Annotated in this window: 8 protein-coding genes; all 8 read left to right on the top strand. The window is 29.8% G+C overall.

The window, feature by feature from the left end; translation table 11 throughout:
* Positions 1–31: 31 nt before the first annotated feature.
* The 8 genes from H526_RS0108850 to H526_RS0108810 all read left to right on the top strand — a co-directional run bounded on the left by H526_RS0108850 (position 32) and on the right by H526_RS0108810 (position 20,042).
* Positions 32–1,636 (top strand): MBL fold metallo-hydrolase, encoded by a 1,605-nt coding sequence (locus tag H526_RS0108850; protein WP_027392676.1) that lies wholly within the window; start codon positions 32–34, stop codon positions 1,634–1,636.
* Positions 1,637–1,670: 34 nt separating this feature from the next.
* Entirely contained in the window at positions 1,671–10,847 is a 9,177-nt protein-coding gene (locus tag H526_RS0108845; protein ID WP_027392675.1) for a non-ribosomal peptide synthetase, read from the top strand.
* Positions 10,848–11,073: 226 nt separating this feature from the next.
* Positions 11,074–13,458, top strand: coding sequence for a TonB-dependent receptor (locus H526_RS0108840; RefSeq protein ID WP_027392674.1), 2,385 nt, complete (start codon positions 11,074–11,076; stop codon positions 13,456–13,458).
* 100 nt (positions 13,459–13,558) lie between these two features.
* Positions 13,559–14,275, top strand: a complete 717-nt coding sequence (locus tag H526_RS0108835; protein ID WP_027392673.1) for a thioesterase II family protein — start codon at positions 13,559–13,561, stop codon at positions 14,273–14,275.
* 186 nt (positions 14,276–14,461) lie between these two features.
* A complete protein-coding gene (locus H526_RS0108830; RefSeq protein ID WP_027392672.1) occupies positions 14,462–16,126 on the top strand; it encodes a cyclic peptide export ABC transporter in 1,665 nt (554 codons plus the stop codon).
* 174 nt (positions 16,127–16,300) lie between these two features.
* Entirely contained in the window at positions 16,301–18,658 is a 2,358-nt protein-coding gene (locus tag H526_RS0108825) for a penicillin acylase family protein (RefSeq protein WP_035084957.1), read from the top strand.
* Entirely contained in the window at positions 18,658–19,023 is a 366-nt protein-coding gene (locus tag H526_RS32075; protein ID WP_027392670.1) for a hypothetical protein, read from the top strand. The genes H526_RS0108825 and H526_RS32075 overlap by 1 nt, the downstream gene beginning before the upstream one ends.
* 587 nt (positions 19,024–19,610) lie before the next feature.
* On the top strand, positions 19,611–20,042 hold the full coding sequence (locus tag H526_RS0108810) for a hypothetical protein (protein WP_027392669.1): 432 nt from the start codon (positions 19,611–19,613) through the stop codon (positions 20,040–20,042).
* Positions 20,043–20,071: the final 29 nt, after the last annotated feature.

Below are 20,071 nucleotides of genomic sequence, written 5' to 3'. Positions count from 1 at the left end.
CTAATACTTTTTATTTAAAAATATATCAAAAATGAGTAAAACAGAAAACTTACAATATTTAAAATTCAATGTCGCAATAGAAGGACTTATAGATAAATGGTATGCTTGGTCCCATTTGGTATCACCTGCTACGGCAGCAATGAATATTAAAGACAGGCACTTAAAGATTATGGAGTCTTATATCAAAAATCCAAAAATTCACGCTGCTGCAGTTAAAAAACCTGAAATGCTAGGAGGTCCTTTTATTGATTATCAAGGAGGACGAGTAGAAGAGATCAAAGATTTAATGAATAAAACAGTCGATCAAAGAGCTAATATGTTAGAATTGAGAGACGCAATACATGAATTAAATGAGTTACTTCAGAAAGAAGCGGTGGGATATTCTATGGAACCATTGTATGCAAAAATACCAGAACCATTAAAAGGATTTGTTGAGTTGTACTATGACCTAAATGATCAGCCAAATTATAGATTTTTTGAATCATTATTATACCAAAGCAAATACTACGATGAAACTTCTCAGTCAATTTCATTGCAATTGGTAGAAGCTGATGATGATCGTCCCTTTGTTTTAAGTACTCCAAGATTAGAGGATGAAAACCTTATACATCTAGATGTCGCTTTTAAAAATCAGGTAATTGATCAATTGTTTAGAATGAAACGTGAGCCTGGAGATTATAATGAGATAAAAAACCTACTTCAGATTAAGCCTGAACAGGAAGAACTATTCAAAAGCTTTTTTACTAAAGAACCACCTAAAAAATATGAAGAATATGAAGGGGCGGGGATACGAACGAGGTATTTTGGACATGCTTGTGTATTAGTAGAAACTAGTGAGATGTCAATTTTAGTTGATCCTGTAATTAGCTATGATGGGTACGAAACAGAAATTAATCGATTTACGGTAAATGACTTACCTAAAGAAATAGATTATGTTTTGATTACTCATAATCATCAGGATCACGTACTGTTAGAGACACTTTTACAGCTTAGGCATATGATCAAGAATATTGTTGTTCCTGGTTGTAGTAGAGGGAATCTTCAGGATCCGAGTTTAAAATTAATGCTAAATAATATTGGCTTCGAGAATGTTATCGAGTTAGGAGATATGGAATCTATCAAAATGGATAAATGTATTATAACAGGGCTTCCGTTTATAGGAGAACATTCGGATTTAGATGTTAGAAGCAAACTTTGTTTTCATGTTTCTCTTCATAATAAACTTAAACTATTATTTGCTGCAGATTCTTGTAATGTTCAACCAGAAGTTTATCAGAGAGTACAGTCAGTCATTGGAGACATCGACGTGCTTTTTTTGGGAATGGAATGTGACGGTGCTCCATTATCGTGGCTTTACGGCCCTCTGTTATCAAAAAAAATGGACAGGGACAAAGATCAATCTCGCCGTCTTGCGGGATGTAATTATGATCAAGGTAGGAGCTTAATGAAAATCTTTAATCCTAGAAATGTATTTGTTTATGCAATGGGGTTAGAACCTTGGTTAGAGTTTATTAGTTCTATAAAGTATACTGATGAATCAAGACCAATTGTTGAATCTAATAAACTGGTAGAGGAATGTCTTGGAAGAAATATTGATGCTGAGCGGTTATTTGGAGAAAAAACAATAGAATATTAACAAAAATCTAAATTAAAAAGAAAATTATTTAATAATGGAAAATACAGCTAAAGAGTTAACCACTAGATTAAGGGAAGAGAATATTAGACTTGTATTGAATGACAATAATATAGAGGTAGTATCGTACGAGAAAGAATTGTCTAATGATTTAATTCAAGAAATTAAATTAAATAAACAAGATCTAATAAAATACCTACAGTCTATAGAGCACAGTGAAGGAACTTCACCGATAATACCTGTAATTAATCTTTCGACAAATTATTCACTATCGGATGCTCAAAAAAGGTTATGGGTTTTAAGTCAATATGAAGGAACTTCTTTAGCGTATAACATGCCTTCATCAGTAAGGTTAAAAGGAGGGTATGATATAGAAAAATTAAAAAGGGCTATATTCTCTACTGTTAATCGGCACGAAATCTTGAGAACTATTTTTAAAGAAGATAGTAATGGAGAGATAAGGCAATGGATTTTACCATTAGAAGAATTAAATCTTAAAATAGATTTTAAGGATTATCGAGAACAGGATACTAATACAAACATTGTAGATACCTATATAAAAGAAGATTCACAACGTCCTTTTGATTTAGAAAAGGGTCCCTTGTTAAGAGTTGCTATTCTTCAAATATCAGATACAGAATATGTTTTTTATTATAATATGCACCATATCATAAGTGATGGATGGTCAATGGACGTATTATCCAAAGATGTACTAACATATTATGAAGCATTTGTTAAAGGAATTACACCTAATTTACCTGAATTAAGAATTCAATATAAAGACTATAGTTCTTGGCAATTATCCCAATTAGACACAAAAATGTTTAATGAAGATAAAAAATACTGGCTAGAAAATTTATCTGGAGAGTTATCCTTGTTAAATCTACCGACCGATAAACAACGCCCAAGAATCAAAACATATAACGGTAGATCTTTAAGAACATTTATTTCTTCTACAATAACCGATAAACTAAAATCTTTTACACAGGATAGAGGAGGAAGTTTGTTTATGGGAGCATTATCTGCATTAAACATACTTTTGAATAAATATACTTCGGAAGAAGATGTTATTATAGGTACTCCAATTGCAGGAAGAGATCAATTAGATTTAGAAAATCAAATAGGTTTTTATCTTAATGTTTTGGCATTAAGAAATCAAGTATCTGGAGAAGATACTTTTGAGGAGTTTTTTGATAAAGTAAAGAAATCAACACTTTCGGCTTATGAACATCAAATGTATTCCTTCGATAGACTTGTAGAAGATCTTGACTTGAAATATGATATGACTAGAAGCCCCATTTTCGATATTTCTGTATCCTTTCATAATATAACGGATAATACCCAATTAGGAACTTTGGACAAAGAAGACGTTAGTGTTGTTAAAGATTTAGGAATTACCAAATGTAAGAATGATATAGAAGTTCATTTTCAGGAAGTTGAAGGAAAACTATCATTTGTCTTAAAATATAATGAGGATGTTTATGAAAAGTCAATGATAGAATGTTTCATGAATCATTATAAACAGTTGCTTATTTCGCTTTTAAATAATACTCAGGATAAAATAGGGTCTATTAATTATTTGAGTAACAATGAAATAAGTGAACAAATAAGTGAATTTAATCAAACTGAATTACCTTATCCAAAGAAAAACACATTAGTAAGTCTTTTTAAAAAACAAGTAAACTTAAATCCAAATAAGACGGCAGTCTCTTTTAATGGAAAAACACTAAGCTATTCAGAATTAGATAAAATTTCTAATCAGCTGTCTAAATGTTTAATCACTGATTACGGAATAGAAAAAGGAGATTTTATTGGTGTTCAGTTAGATAGGAGTGAATCTTATATTATCTCTATTCTGGGTATCTTAAAATCGGGAGCAGCTTTTATTCCTATTGATCCGGCCTTACCAGAACTTAGAAAAACTCATATAGTCGATGATACTAATCTAAAGTTGTTGATAACAGAAACATCTTTTATGTTTGATATGGACTATTATGAAGGAGAATTATTTGCGATAGATGTAGAATTTGAACCTTCAAATTACGATGAAACCAAACTTGAAAATGTAGTTATTCCTACAGATCTTGCATATGTAATTTATACCTCTGGATCTACAGGGAAACCAAAAGGGGTAATGATTGAGCATAAGGGAATTGTGAATACGATGCTTTCTCAAATTGATCAATTTGAGTTAGATTCAAGTTATAACGGCCTTCAATTTGCATCATTTTCTTTTGATGCTTCCATCTGGGAAATTTTCTTAATACTTCTATCAGGAGGGAATTTATTTATGATAGATCAAGAAAAAAGAAAGGATCCAAAATCTTTAGAAGAATATATAAACAATAACAATATCAATATCGCTACAATTCCTCCTTCATATTTCAAAATGATGAATATGAAATCTTTGTCAGGAATAAAAACACTTATTACCGCTGGCGAGTCACCAGTATTTGATAAAGTAATGGAGTATGCAGAATTAGGAACATATTACAATGCGTATGGCCCAACAGAGACTAGTATTTGTGGTTCTGTGTTTAAGATGGAAACAAAAGACGTATTGGTAGGAGAGAATATTCCAATAGGAAAACCAATCACAAATGCTAAGATTTATGTATTGGATAAAAGTAATAGATTACAACCTAAAGGGGTTCTTGGAGAAATATGTATTGGAGGAGAAGGTGTAGCTAGAGGTTATTTAAACCTTCCGGAATTAACAAAAGAAAAATTTATAAAAAACCCTTTCGTTAAAGGAGAACGACTTTATAAAACTGGAGATTTAGGAGCATGGCTTCCAAATGGTGACTTGATATTTCATGGACGAAAAGATGATCAAATAAAGATTAATGGTTTTAGGATAGAATTAGGTGAAATAGAACATTTGTTGTTGGCAAAAGAAAACATCAGAGAAGCTATTGTTCTAGTTAATGAAGATGCTAATAGAAATAAAGAATTAGTAGCTTATATAGTTTCTGATCAAGCGGAGAATACAATTGATTTACGAGGTTTCTTATCGCAAAACCTTCCAGATTATATGCTGCCTAATCATTTTGTTCAACTTGATAATATGCCATTAACGTCTAATGGAAAAGTAGATAAAAAAAGATTGCCAGTAATTGAAGTGGAAAATGTATCAACAGGTACAGAGTATGTCGCTGCTGAAACTAAAGAAGAAAAAGTCTTGGTGTCAGTTTGGGAAGATGTTTTAAAAAGAGAATCAATTAGTGTTAAAGATAGTTTTTACAATTTAGGCGGAGACTCAATAAAATCAATCCAGGTCGTGTCACGTCTAAAACAAAAGGGATATACTATTAAGGTAGAGCAGTTATTGCGTAAACCAGTTTTGGAAGATGTGGCAAAACTGATGGAGATTAATGATAATATTATTGATCAATCAGAGGTGAAAGGAGATGTAGAATTAACCCCAATTCAGCATTACTTTTTTGAAGCTTCAACTATTAAAATACCACATCATTATAATCAATCCGTAGCGTTAAAAATAAACGAGCAAATTGATCCAGATATTTTAGAAAAGTGTTTGGGTAAATTAGTTGAGCATCATGACGTTTTACGAATGACGTATAGTAATGATAATGGTATTCAAAAACAATGTAATAAGGGGATTGATAGTAAGCATTATTCTGTTGATTTTTATGACCTTCAGGATAAAGAGGACGCTTTAGAAATTATGGCTCAAGTATCAGAGACAATTCAATCTAGTATTGATCTAGAAAAAGGACCTCTGTTAAAAATAGGTCATTTTAGATTGTGTGATGGTGACCGATTGGCTCTAATTCTTCATCATTTGGTAGTAGACGGAGTGTCTTGGCGAATACTTTTAGAAGATTTATCGACAACGTACAATCAGTGTTTAAAAAATGAAAAGTTGTGCTTGCCATTAAAAACAGATTCTTTTCAGAAATGGGCTCATTTACAAAAAGAATATGCTCATGAGCTATACAATACATCAGAGAAGACGTACTGGGAAGAAATTTGTAAAAAATCAATTCCAAATTTGCCAACAGACAGAGAAAGAACAGTCAATTTTATAGAACATAATGGACGTGCATCGTTTATTTTAGATGAGGCAACCACAGAGCTTTTACAAACTAAAGTCCATGGAGTTTACAATACAGAGATTAATGATGTACTACTTACGTCATTAGGACTTGCAATTAAAGAGGTTTTTCAGTTAGATAAGAGTGTAATAAAAATGGAAGGTCATGGCCGGGAGGAAATTATTAATAATATAGATATAAGTAGAACCGTAGGATGGTTTACCTCAGTTTATCCTTTTGTGTTGGACTTATCTAATGTTGATTCTAATAAAAACGGACTTATAAAAGTAAAAGAAGACCTAAGAAGAATTCCTAATAAAGGAATAGGATATGGGATGTTAAAATATCTAACTAGTGGCTTAAAATCAGGTATTACACCTTCTATTATATTTAATTATTTAGGCGATTTTGGGAGTAAGGCAGGAAACTCTAATGACTCATTGTTTGATTATGCAAATGAAGATATAGGTAGAAGTGTAGATGCTAAAAACGGAACAGATGTCTTATTAGACGTTTCAGGAATGATGGTTACTAATCAGCTTACCATGTCGATAAGGTTTCCTAAAGCTATTTACCATCAAGAAACGATTGATTTATTAATCGAAGCATATAAAAAACAACTGGTAAGTTTAATTGAAGGTTTGTCAATTGATGATTCTAAGAATATCACACCTTCAGATTTAACTGTTAAAGGTTTAGGTTTTAACGAATTGAAAACCATTCAATTAAAAGGTGATGTAGAAGATGTTTACGAATTATCACCATTACAACAAGGGATGTATTACCATTGGTTGACTGAAAAATCTACTAGCATGTACTTTGAGCAAGTTTCATATGGAATTAAGTACAATGCATTAGATGTGACATCTATTAGACAAGCCTATGATGGATTAGTAAATAGGCATGGAATTCTGAGAACAAGTTTTACGAATGATTTTGCTGGGAAGCCTTTACAAATAGTTTGGAAAAATACAGAGAGTACTTTTAGCTATGAGAAAGTTGCACGTCAATTTACAGATGAAAATGAAAGAACGGAATACATAGATTCTATAAAATCTGAGGATAGGTTAGAAGGTTTTGATCTTGAACAACCTTGCCAAATGAGGCTAAAAGTATTGGATTTTGGTAATGGGTCTTATGAGTTTATTTGGAGTCATCATCATATTTTGATGGATGGATGGTGTATAAGTATATTAATCAATGATTTTTATAAAATACAGTCGAGTTTAGCAAAAGATGAATCCTTTACTCTTGGATCACCAGTTAATTACTCAAAGTATATTGAATGGTTAAATAAAATAAACAAAAAAGAATCATTAGACTATTGGAATACATATTTATCAGGTTATTCAAACTCAACAATAATACCATTCCGAAAAGAGATTAAAAATTTATATTCTTACAAGCAGACAAAAACCAGTTTTAAAGTAGAAGATGAGTTGTATCAAAAATTGAATGTAGTTTGTCAGAACTCATCCATAACAGAAAATACTTTTGTACAAGGAGTATGGGGATACTTACTTTCTAGATATAATAATGTAAAAGATGTAGTTTTTGGATCTGTAGTTTCGGGTAGACCAGCAGAATTAACTGGTGTAGAAGATATGATTGGACTTTTCATTAATACAATTCCAGTGCGAGTCGAGTATAGCAATACTCAAACACCTATTGACTTGTTAAGTGATTTACAACAAAAAGCTACATCAAGTAATTCACATCATTATTTAAATCTATCAGAAGTTCAATCACAAAGTGAATTAGGAATGGATTTGATGGATCATATTGTAGTGTTCGAAAACTACCCTGTTCAAGAAACTATTCAAGATGATTTTGAGGATCTTCAAGATTACGAAAGTGATACTTTAAAATTAGAATCATTAGATGTATATGAACAAACAAATTATGATTTTCGAATCGTCATAGCTCCTTCTCAAACTGCACTTTCTATAGAATTTAGATTTAATGAAAATGTATACTCTATTGAGGATATGAACACTATTAAAGAACATTTCTATAACTTAATTGAACAGTTTGTTATAAGTTCGAATCAACCCTTGAATACATTGACATATTTTTCCCAAAAGGAAAATAGCTTATTTTCAAAAATTAACAAAACGAATGTCAGTTATGAAGCAGATAAAACAATTGTAGACCTATTTCAAGAACAAGTAGAAGTAACACCAGAGAATATAGCAATAGTGTCTGGAAGCAAAGAAATCACTTATAAAGTATTGAATGAATATTCAAATAGTGTAGCTTCATACCTTATTGATAAAAGAAAAGGAGATGATTTTACAATAGGGGTTGAACTTAGCGATGAACCTTATTTAACATTGATAGGTATTCTGGGTGTTATGAAATCAGGAGGGGCCTATACAATTATTGATTCAAAATTGCCCCCTAGTAGAGTGGATTTTATACTAGAAGATAGCAAGTGTTCAGAATTTGTTAAATCTAAAGAGATACTAAGCCTAATTCAGGAGTCGAATAAGTATAATAAAAGAAATCTTAATCTTGATTATGATTCTTCAAATTTAGCTTACTTGATATATACGTCTGGAACAACAGGAGTGCCAAAAGGATCTCAAATTGAGCATAAATCAATAGTGAATTATAATAATTGGTTTACAAAAGAATATAAAATAACTTCTAAGGATAGCAGTATTGTATCATCTAGTATGTCATTTGATGTTATTTACACAAGTCTATATGGTACTATTCTTAATGGAGGAACATTACACTTTTTGGATGAATTGATACAGAAAGACCCAGAAAAGGTTTCAAAGTACATATTAAACAAAAAAATAACATTTTTGAAATTTACACCAACGTACTTAAATCTTTTACTAAATAATTCCGGAGAATATAACATCAAAAATAGCTTAGATTTAAGATTGATATTAACCGGAGGTGAACGTCAAAATTTGAAAGATGTAAAAGAAATTGTTGAAAATACAAATATACAGTTAGTGAATTCATATGGTCCATCAGAAACTACAGTAGCTGTTTGTACTTTCCAAATAACAAAAGACAATCTTAAAGAGTATTTAGTGTCTCCTGTAATTGGAGACCCAATTTATAATAATGAGATATTTATTTTGGATAGTTTTATGATCCCTCAGCCTGCAGGTGTCATTGGAGAAATATGTATTGGCGGGGTTGGTCTGTCTAGGGGATATCTTAACCACCTGGAGTTAACATCAGAAAAATTTGTTAATAACCAATATTTAAAAGGAAAGAGAATATATCGAACAGGTGATTTAGGTAGAAGGCTTAAAAATGGCACTATAGAGTTTATCGGTAGAGCTGATGATCAAATCAAAATAAGAGGATATAGAATTGAATTAGGAGAAATTGAAAAATGTTTATTATCTAATGAAAATATACGGGAAGTAAAGGTAGTATCAAAAACAACTAAATCTGGAAATAAAGAATTGATTGCATATTTGGTGAGCGAAAAAGAATTTAATAGAAAAGATTTACGTGAGTTTTTATTAGATAAATTACCAGAGTATATGATTCCAAGTAATTTTGTTGAGTTGGATAAGATGCCATATACTAAAAATGGAAAAGTAGACAAGAAAATATTACTTGAGCAGTATACTACTAATATTTCAAGTGGAGCAAAATATGTAAAGCCTGAAACAAAAGAAGAGCAAGAACTGATTGAGGTTTGGAAAGAAGTTCTAAATTGTGATATTATAGGTATAAAAGATGATTTTTATACCTTAGGAGGTAATTCTATTAAGTCTGTAGAATTAATAGCTCGTTTGAAACAGAAAGGATATGTTCTTAAACTAGGAGATCTACTTAATACACCAATGGTAATTGACTTAGCAAAGAAAATCAAATTTGTTGGAAGTTTAAGTAATGAAGGAATAGCTGTAAGTCCAAGAAAATGGGTAATAGGAGATGAAATTAATCTATCAAAAAACCAGTTTCGTTTTTTTAGGTCTAAATATAGTCAAGTTAGGTTAAGTACTTTTATTAAGGATTTTGATAAAAATACTTTTGAAAACCAGTTTAGAAAATACCTATCAATGTTCCCTTCATTATGTATTAAGTATAAGAAAGAAAAAGGGGAAATTGTACAAAGCTATATCTCTTCTGATATGGTTCCTTTAAAAATTAAAGTAAAAAGAGCTTCTTTATTTAGTGATAGCAAGCTTACTTCTTTTTTTCTAGAGCCATTTAATTTATTAGAAGGAGAGTTAATTAGGGTACTTATTTTGTCTAATTATAATAAGTATGGAGATGCTAAAGTACTATTAGGAATCCATCACTCCCTATTAGATGATTATACTGCAAATAAAGTTCAGGAAGGATTAAAACAATTTTTTGAAAATTTAAACTTTAATACACAAAAGTTAGATACTTCTAATTTTGATTTCGTAACCTGGCAAAATAAGTTTTTGAAGTCAGAAGAAGGATATATTCAAAGAGAATATTGGAAAAAATCCATGCGGAGGTTACAAGATGTTGAAAAAACAATTAAAAGTGAGAGGGGGCTACTAAGCTATGTAACTCAAAAAATAACTATTACTGATTCAAAACTAGAATCAATTAAGCAGATATCAGAAAAATATAGATTACCAATAAGTATATTATTTTTATCATCCTATCAAAGGCTATTAGACGAATTATCTTTAAATGATAAATATTTAATAGGAGTTAATGTTAATGGTCGAGAACAAAAAATAAAAGGATTAGAAGTCTCAGATTTAATGGGAGTAGTAGATAATTTATTGCCATTACATTATAGGAAATCAACAAAAGATTTCAACAAATTATATCTAGAGGATGTATATGAAAAATATGTTAGCGCTAGATTAAATCAAAAAGTGCCTTTTGAAATAATTAGAGAAGATTACTTACAAGCTTATCAGAAAGATATAGAAGATTATATGGTAGGTAGATTTAATTTCAAAGAAAGAGCACAAATAAAGCGTTTTGATAATCAAGATAATAAAATAATTGTTGACCAACAGAAAGGTGATTGGTTAGATACAGTTAATATAGCTTGTACAGTTTATTCCAATGCAATAGAGGTATCATTAATATGCTCTAAGGAAATTCACAAGAACAAAAGTGATTCTCTAAGACTTAAAGACTTGATAGATGTTGTTTTAGGTTTGAATCAATTAATTTGTGAGTAACTCTGTCTTTGGATAAGTTCTAATAATAAGTAATCGTTTTTAAAACCTATCCAAAGCATTTATTAATGTCTAATATTTTCAAAATATTCTTTTTCTATAGGTAAATCATCAAAATTATAAGTAATAATATAAATTAAATGATGAAAGAAGGAGTATTGAAATAGACATAGAATTGGTAGCCATAAAAAAAGTAACAATACAAAAAGTAATAATAAAAAAAGTAACAATGAAAAAAATAAGAATTTTACTAATCTTACTTGTGCCATTTATATCCGTTTCTCAAGTAGAATTAAAAGGTAAAGTATTTGATGAATCAAACCCTATTCCATTTGCCAATGTGATTTTGAAAGATACTTCAGATAAGATAGTAAATGGTGGAATCACAGATGATAATGGGAATTTTTTGATTACAGTAAAAACAGGTGTGTATAAACTTTCTGTTTCGTTCATAGGATATGAAAGTTTTTATAAAGAAGTTTCTATTATGGATAATACTGTCTTAGAGGATATTATTTTATCTGAAGAAAAAAATGAGCTTGATGAAATAGTTATTGTTTCCAAGAAGAAAATAGTTGAGAGGAAAGTAGATAGACTGGTTTTTAACGTAGAAAACAATATTGGAACTAGTGGAGGAGATGCTTTAGATGCACTTAGTGTAGCTCCTGGAATTGCCGTAGATGATGACCAAATAACGATGATAGGAAAAAGTGGAATGAGAGTGATGGTGGATGATCGGATTATCCAACTTTCGGGAGAAGAGTTGATTAGTTTTTTAAATTCGATTCCAGCTGGCGATATCAAAAAAATAGAGATAATAACCAATCCTCCAGCAAAGTATGAAGCGGGAGGAAATGCAGGCCTTATTAATATTGTATATAAAAAGGGATTAAGAGATGCTTGGAATAATTCTACATCTTTAACATATACACAGGCTTTATTTCCTGTACATGTTCTTAGAAATAACTTTACGTTTCAAAAAAACAAAACGAAATTCCTTTTCAGTTTAAATGCAAGTCTTGGAGATATTGATGTTGATCAGGAGGCTGAAATATTCTATACAGATGGTCCTTGGGTAATCAATACAAATCAAAAAAGACAATCAAAAGATTTATCGGGTAGATTAATGTTTGATTATGAGTTAACCGAAAATTCGACATTAGGATTTCAATACCTGGGTAAAGTAGGTGATCCGGATGTTTCAGATACTGCCAGCGCAGAGATTTTTAATAACCAGAATACTGTAGATTCACTTTTGATAAGTGATGGTTCTAATGACAGATCCTTATACAATCATTCTGCAAACATACACTATAGATCCAAATTAGATACTTTAGGTAGAAGCATTAGTGTGGATTTAGATTATTTCGAATATAATTCAGATAAGGATAGAACAATAGTAACTGAAAGTGTACTCCCAAATAACGAGCTTTTGGGGGTTAATTTCTCTGCGAATAATACAACTAATCAGAACATTAAAAATTATAGTGGAAAATTGGATATTGAACACCCTTTGCAAAAACTTAATTTGTCTTATGGAGGTAAGGTGAGTATACTTAATAGTAAGTATGATACTAGCTTTTTTAATACCATTACCGGAGAACCAATATTAGACCCTCAACAATCAGATAAATTTGAGTATGACGAAAATACACAAGCGGTATACGTAAACGCATCTAAAAAATTAGGTAAAAAATGGGAAGGTCAACTGGGATTAAGACTGGAAAGTACACAAACTGAAGGGTTTTCTAGGACTTTAAATCAAGTTAATAACAATGATTATGTCCAATTATTTCCAACCTTTTATATGTCTTATAAGATGAATCAAAGCAATTCTTTTTCTATGAATTATGGTAGAAGAATTAATCGGCCAAGTTACTCACAGTTAAATCCTGCACGTTTTTTTATTAACAGTAATACCTTTTCTGAAGGGAATCCATTTTTGCAACCATCGTTTACAGATAATTTTGAGTTAACTCATACCTATAAAGGAAAGTCATCTACAGGTCTGTTTTTTAGTGTTGAAAAAGATGGTATTGGAGTGATTCCATCTGTAGATAATGAAACGAATAATCAAGTTATCAATTATCAGAATTTTTTCACCAATTATAACTATGGATTATCACAGTTTTATACTTTTTCAGCATTTCAATGGTGGTCAAGTCAAAACACCCTTTATTTAATAAACTCAGAATCAGAATTCTTTAATGAAAATGTAAATGCACAAGTACAAAATGGATTTCGTTTTTATTTTGCAACCAATAATACTTTTTCTTTAAATAAATCAAAAACCATCAAAGCGCAATTGAATTATTGGTACAGTTCTCCTTTCAAGAAAAATCTATTTGATAATAGTGAAAGTTACAAATTAGATTTTATTCTAAAGTTTAGCTTACTACAAAAAAGCCTTCAAGTGTCGGCGGGAGTATATGATATTTTTGATACCAGTCCTCGTACAATGATTTCCGAAATAAACGGAATCAGACAGAATTATGTAAGTAGACCTAGCAATAGATATTTCAGAATGTCATTGGTATATAGTTTTGGAAATAAAAAAATAAAAGTAAGAAACAGAAAGTTTGGTAACGAGGATGAAAAAAGAAGAGTTAATTAAAGTGTTGTAATTATGTAAGATACATTGTTGTGCTACTCAGTTTTTTTGAGGTAGTTAATAATCATTAACATGAATAATATAAAATATTAAAAATAAAGTTATGCATAAACAAAGTAAACCTCAATTGTTTCTGTTGCATTTTGCAGGAGGGAGTTGCTATTCTTTTGATTTTTTGAAAAATCATCTCGATTCGGATTTTGATTTTATTCCTCTTGAACTACCAGGTAGAGGAAAAAGAAATAAGGAAAGCTTTCTATTAGAAAAAACAGCAACAATCAATGATTATTTTAAACAGATAATAAAGCGCAGAAATGATATGCCCTATTTGATTTATGGACATAGTATGGGAGCTACTTTAGGCTTATCAGTGACCAAAAAAATGGAAGAAATTGGTGATGCTCCAAATACACTAATAGTTTCTGGTAACGCTGGTCCAGGAATGTATAAAGATGCAGTGAATAGATATCTAATGGAAGATTTGAAGTTTAAAGAAGAATTAAAAAAATTAGGAGGGGTGCCTAATGAAATTTTAGATAATGATGAGCTTTATGATTTTTTTAGTCCAATTATGCGTGCTGATTTTGAAGTTTTAGAAAAAAATAGATATTCAGAAGAAGGACTCTTGTTAAGTACTAATATTAGTGCAATTATGGGTGAAGAAGAAGAAAATGTTTCACAAATAGAGAATTGGAGTACGTTTACAAAAGGACATTTTGATTATGAAATTTTGTCTGGAAATCACTTTTTTATTCACAATCACGAGACTAAATTATCTCAATTAATTAAACAGAGTTACAAGCAAGCTGTCTTTGCTTAATCTCACTTCTATATAGGCAGTAAAAAACACTAAGTATTTAGATATAATATTTCTTAGGGCTATCTATATGAAAATCAAAAATCTCTTGTAGCTGTTTATCTAATCAATTACAAGAGAATTAGGTGTAACCTGCTTACAACGATATAATAATCATTTAACTGGATAAATAACAGAATTATGTTAAAGATGAAAAATAAAAATTTAAAAAGTAATAATAGAAGATTGGTACCTATAAGGTTTATTGTAGGTTATTCTCTTTTAGCTATAGTATCCGGTTTATCAGGCTTCGCTTTTATAACAATTATTAATAAAGTAATTAGCGATTCCTTAAATGAAGGCTTAGTAAAAAATAATAACTATGAGTATATGTTTTTGGCAGCAATAGTTGTTTTTTTTGTAACAAGAAGGTTACTATCTGCAGGTGTTATTAATTTGTCACAAAAAATTTTTTGGCAGACAAGACAGGATATAATTAAATTAGTTCTTAAAGCTCCTTACTTAAAATTACAGCAATATAAAGATGAAGTATATTCTACATTAACAACAGATGTAAATAATATAACAAACGCTTCTGTAATAGTAATAACATTTTTCTCATCTGTTGTGTTGATTATTTCTTGTTTAGTTTACATGGCATATTTATCATTAAGCCTATTTGGTTTAAGTCTTGGAGTTATTTTAATTGGAATTTTTGTGTATATGATTAGATCTAAGAAAAGTAACTTACAATTAAAAACAGTTCGAGAGTTAGAACGAGGTTTTATAAATGTATTTAATAGTATATTAAATGGTTCCAAAGAAATAAATATCAATAAAGATAAAGGCAATGATATTTACAAAGGAAAGCTTGTTAAATTAATGAATACAGGAAAAAAGACATATGTAAAAGCCTTTATACAATATTTGAATAGCGAAATTATAAGTCAGTTATTATTTTATGGCCTAATTACATTTATCCTTTTGTACGCGAATAATATGTTAAATGTAACATTAGATGTAACAATTAGTTTTGTATTAGTTTTGTTATACCTCTTAGGCCCTTTAGTTACTGTAATGACGGTTATGCCATCTATAACTAGGGCACGGATTTCATTACAAAAAATGAATAAACTAAAAAAGGAACTACAAAATGTAAAGTTTGATTACCAAATTAAAGAAGAAGACAAAATAAAATATCGCAATTTTAATAAATTAGAACTTAAAGATTACTCTTTTTCCTATGGAGAAAATAAATTTTCAGTTGGCCCTATTAGTTTAAATATAAAAAGAAATGATGTTGTATTTATTCAGGGAGGAAATGGAGCTGGTAAAACTACATTTATTAATACCATCTTAAAATTGTATGATATAGATGAAGGAAGAGCTTATATAGATAATGAATTGATTCCTTTAGAAAGGATAGAAGAAATTAAAGAAATGTTCTCCCCCATTTTCAGTGACTTTTATTTATTTGATGAATTTTATGGGATTAATAATGTAGAGGAGAAGAAAGTTTGCTATTATCTTAAGATGTTTGAATTAGAAGATAAAGTCAGTTTAATAGATGGAAAATTTTCTACAATTGATTTGTCTACAGGTCAGCGTAAACGTTTAGCATTGATTAGCTCATTATTAGAAGATCGACCAATTATTGTGCTTGATGAATGGGCTGCAGATCAGGATCCGCATTTTAGACACAAGTTTTATACTGAAATTATTCCAGAACTCTCAAAAATACAAGACAAAACAATTATAGCTATTACGCATGATGATAAATACTTTAATTTGGCAGATCATTTATTAAAAATGGAGTTTGGTCGGTTAATTGAAATAAACAAAACGAAACTAGACCCTATTCTTCAAGAAATTTAAAATTAATTTAGTATTCAAATTAAAACCTTGGAAGAGCTTTAACGCCTGTATTTTCTTTAAATAATAAATTTTTAATTACGGATTTTTTATTTAATAGGTTTTATACGTAATCTTTTTATTCTAAGCCAAAACTGGTTTACAATCTTATTTCCTAACAACTTTTAATTTTTACAAATGAAACTAATCAAAACATCACTTATACTAGTGATATGTCTTGCATGGATATTTTTTACTAGCAGTAAGTTTAAGCCATTGAACTCAGTTGGAGAGCTTTTAACGTATAGAACAGGATTACTATCAGTTCCTCTAGATGAAAATGGAATTCAGAAACTTAAAGGTTATTATAAGCCCAAAATTTATGTTGATAGTATTGGTATTCCTCATATTTATGGAACTACTCAGAATGATGTTGCGTTTGGCTTAGGGTATATGCATGCCCAGAATCGATATCTTCAAATGGAAGTAATCACCAGAACAGTACAAGGAAGATTATCTGAGATAATGTCGGAACAAACTTTAAAAGTGGATACATTTTGGAAACCCTACGAGTTTGAACGTAAATCAGAAGAATTATTAGAAGATTATAGACGAAAATCTCCAGAATTTTATAAATATCTTCTAGCATATTCAAAGGGAGTGAATACGTATTTAGATAATAATGAAAATACAGACCCTTTTTATAAAGCAATTGGAGAAAAACCAAGAGAATGGAAACCTGAATATACTTTGCTAGCAACTTGGTATATGAGTTGGTCTTTAACGTATTTTGATCATCATATCGAGCAGCAGGAAGTCATTGCCGAACTTTCGGAGGATGTAAAGAACTATTTTTATCCTTTACAGCCTAAAGATTTAAAAACCATTTTACCTTCATTAAATAAAGATGTAAAAAAGAATGAGCTAAATATGTTGGAGGAGGCAATAGCCGAATCAAAACAAACTATCAGACAAAGTTCAAATATAAACTTAGGGGATCATTTAATAAATTCTAATAAGTTCCATACAGGAATAGGAAGTAATAACTGGGCGGTTAATAAGCATAAAACTAAAGAGAATACAACGTTAATAGCAAATGATCCTCACTTGTTTTTATCGTTGCCAGAGGCGTTCTATGAGACACACCTGATCTCCGAAAGTTTAAACGTTTATGGTTTTTCTATTCCAGGCGTACCGGTCATTGTAAGTGGACATAATGATTTAATATCTTGGGGTATTACAAATGGCGAATGGGATTTGGTAGATAGGTATAAATTGAAAGTTAAGAATGATAGTTTATACTATTATGAGAACAATTGGGTTCCTTTTGATGAAAAAGAATATGTTATAAAACTAAAAGGAGGGTATAAGCATATAATTACGGAAAAGAGTACGGTTCATGGCAAAGTATTAAAAGAAGAAACAGGGTATTATGCCCAGCGTTGGTATGCTTCTAATAAAAGTTATTCAGTAGAGGCAATGTATAAGATGATGAATGGTGAAAATTGGGATGATTTTAAAGGAGCTTTGAAGGATTATGGGTATCCGCCTCAAAACTTCATTTATAGCGATGTTAATGACAATATAGGAATAATATGTGCGGGAAAATTACCGCAAAGAGATAGCGGTTATCAAGGGGGAGTAATAGATGGATCATTGAAATATATTCCTAAAAAGAATCTTGATACACTCTGGTATAATTATAATCCAGATGAAAAATTCCTGTTTTCAGCAAATCAGCAACCCATACAAAGTGAAATATATTTCGGCCATCATGGTGTAAAAGACGATTATAGAGTGAAACGAATGTATAACTTATTAGAAGAAAATAATCAATGGGAACTGGAAAGTATTCAAAAAATGCAGTTAGATGATGTGGATTTCTCTTTTATTGAATTTAAAGAACTTCTAGATAAATATCGAATAGATGAAGATTATAAAGAGCTTGTCACATTTTTACAAGCTTGGGATGGTAAGATGAAACCAAATAGTACTGCGGCTATGGTGTATGAGACAATTAGATTGTTAACAGAAATCGAAGCTAAGAATTTTGCAATAGAACAGTTAAAAGTGAATAGAGCACCTGCATTTAAGTACTTTTTAAAGTATTTAAAAGATGATAAATACGTAATTGCGGGAAGTAGGAATAAAAACGAAATTTTGAATACTATTCTAAGAGAAAGCGATTCTGTTTTAAAATTACATTTTGAAGATAAGTGGAAAGAAAAGACATACAAGGACATTTCTTCTTTTAAAATTAAAAATATGCTACATATTCCTGGATTTGGACAAGAAATAAATAATGTAGGAGGTAATATTAATACAATCAACTTAAATACGAAAAAAATTCATCCAGTTTTTAGATCTGTGTACTCAATGAAAAAGGGAAATGTAAAATCATATACTATTCTTGCTGGAGGACAAAGTGGAAAAGTCAATTCTGTTCATTATAAAGATCAATTGAAATCCTGGAGAAAAGGAACGTATAAAGAAACGCAATTCGAAAATAATCCAAATAGATTAAAGAACATTAACAACATAATATCTTTTCAATAATGAAAAAAACACTCAATTACTTGCCATACGTGGTAGCTTTGATACCACAGTTTGTTTTTAATAACTATAATTTGATACTAATAAGTACTATTTTAATTGGTTTTATTGCTCAATTTGTAATCGATAGGAATAAAGTTTTTTTTAAAGTATTCATTTTAGAAATATTAGCTTTTTCAATAGTGTTTTTCCTGCTTAAAGAAAGGGTGTACTATTTAAATGAAGCTCTTAATAATTTAGGGTTTTCAGAAATATTAATAGTTATTCTTCTTCCAGTTTTTAATGCAATAAATATCTCCATTTTATTCTTTTTCGGGTATAAATTAAGTAATCTAATATTCCTTAAAATGCGAAGTAAAGAATTTTAAGTGCAATGGTTTTGTAAAGTGATTTAAAAGAAACTTAAAATCAACTTCGTATACAAATAAATTGAATTCAATTATAATGTACTGTCTTACGACTTTTCTCTATTTTTTTAATTTCATTATAGTTATGTTAAGATTAATAAAACGATGATTTCATGTGGTTCGAAACTTCATGAAATACATTAACTAGTTGTAAGTCCTGTATTTTAAAAATGGTGCCTAAAGCTTTAGTGATCAAAAAAAGATAAAAGACTTGATTGTTAAAATAGTTATTAGAAATAATAATTAAAACTAAAAAAATATCTGAAAAACATGAAAAAAGAAAATAGAATAGCGGAATCAAAAAATAAAATCATGGATAAATACAATTTGAAAGAAAGGAGAAAAGATGATAATTACTTTTTTGTAAAGTCAAATCTTTCTTTTTTGAGTGAACCAACATTAGATAATCACTAAAGAATAGCAAGGGTTAGAGTATATGGTTAATTAGAAAATTAATATAAGAGTATAATGATATATTCTTAAAATCGAATATATCAAGTGAAAAAATGAAAAAAAGTATAAACCGGTTTCTAAATCAAATAATAATAATGAATAACAATTTAGAACTCTCTTCCAACTACTTTTTAGAGGGACAAGTAACAGATACCTTACTAATAGATAAGGATGTAATAAATATATTAGGAAAAGAATTTTCGGTGTTGACTGATGATAAAGGTGATTTTATAAAAATAAAAAACATTGATTTAGATAAGTCAACATCTTCAAGGTTAACCTGTTTGATGTGGAGTTTAAATTTTCTCTACTTGAGTTTGCAAAAATCCAAAGATCAATTCGGCACAGCTGAGTTGCGGAAAAAAGTAATAAAACTTTTAAAGAGAATTCTAAACGGACTTATTAATAGCAATAGTTTACAAGACCTTGTTTCGATAACAAAAAGAATTGAAAAAGAGAGAGACTTTATAAAAGACGGTAAGATTGAAGGGAATTACCAATATATCGGTCCAAATCAATATTCCTAACTGAGTTAAATAGAATCAGAATCTAAATC

This window comes from Aquimarina latercula DSM 2041, assembly GCF_000430645.1.
Taxonomy (GTDB): Bacteria; Bacteroidota; Bacteroidia; order Flavobacteriales; family Flavobacteriaceae; genus Aquimarina; species Aquimarina latercula.
The sequence above is the reverse complement of the archived record's forward strand: the minus strand, read 5'-3'. Positions and strand labels throughout refer to the sequence as shown.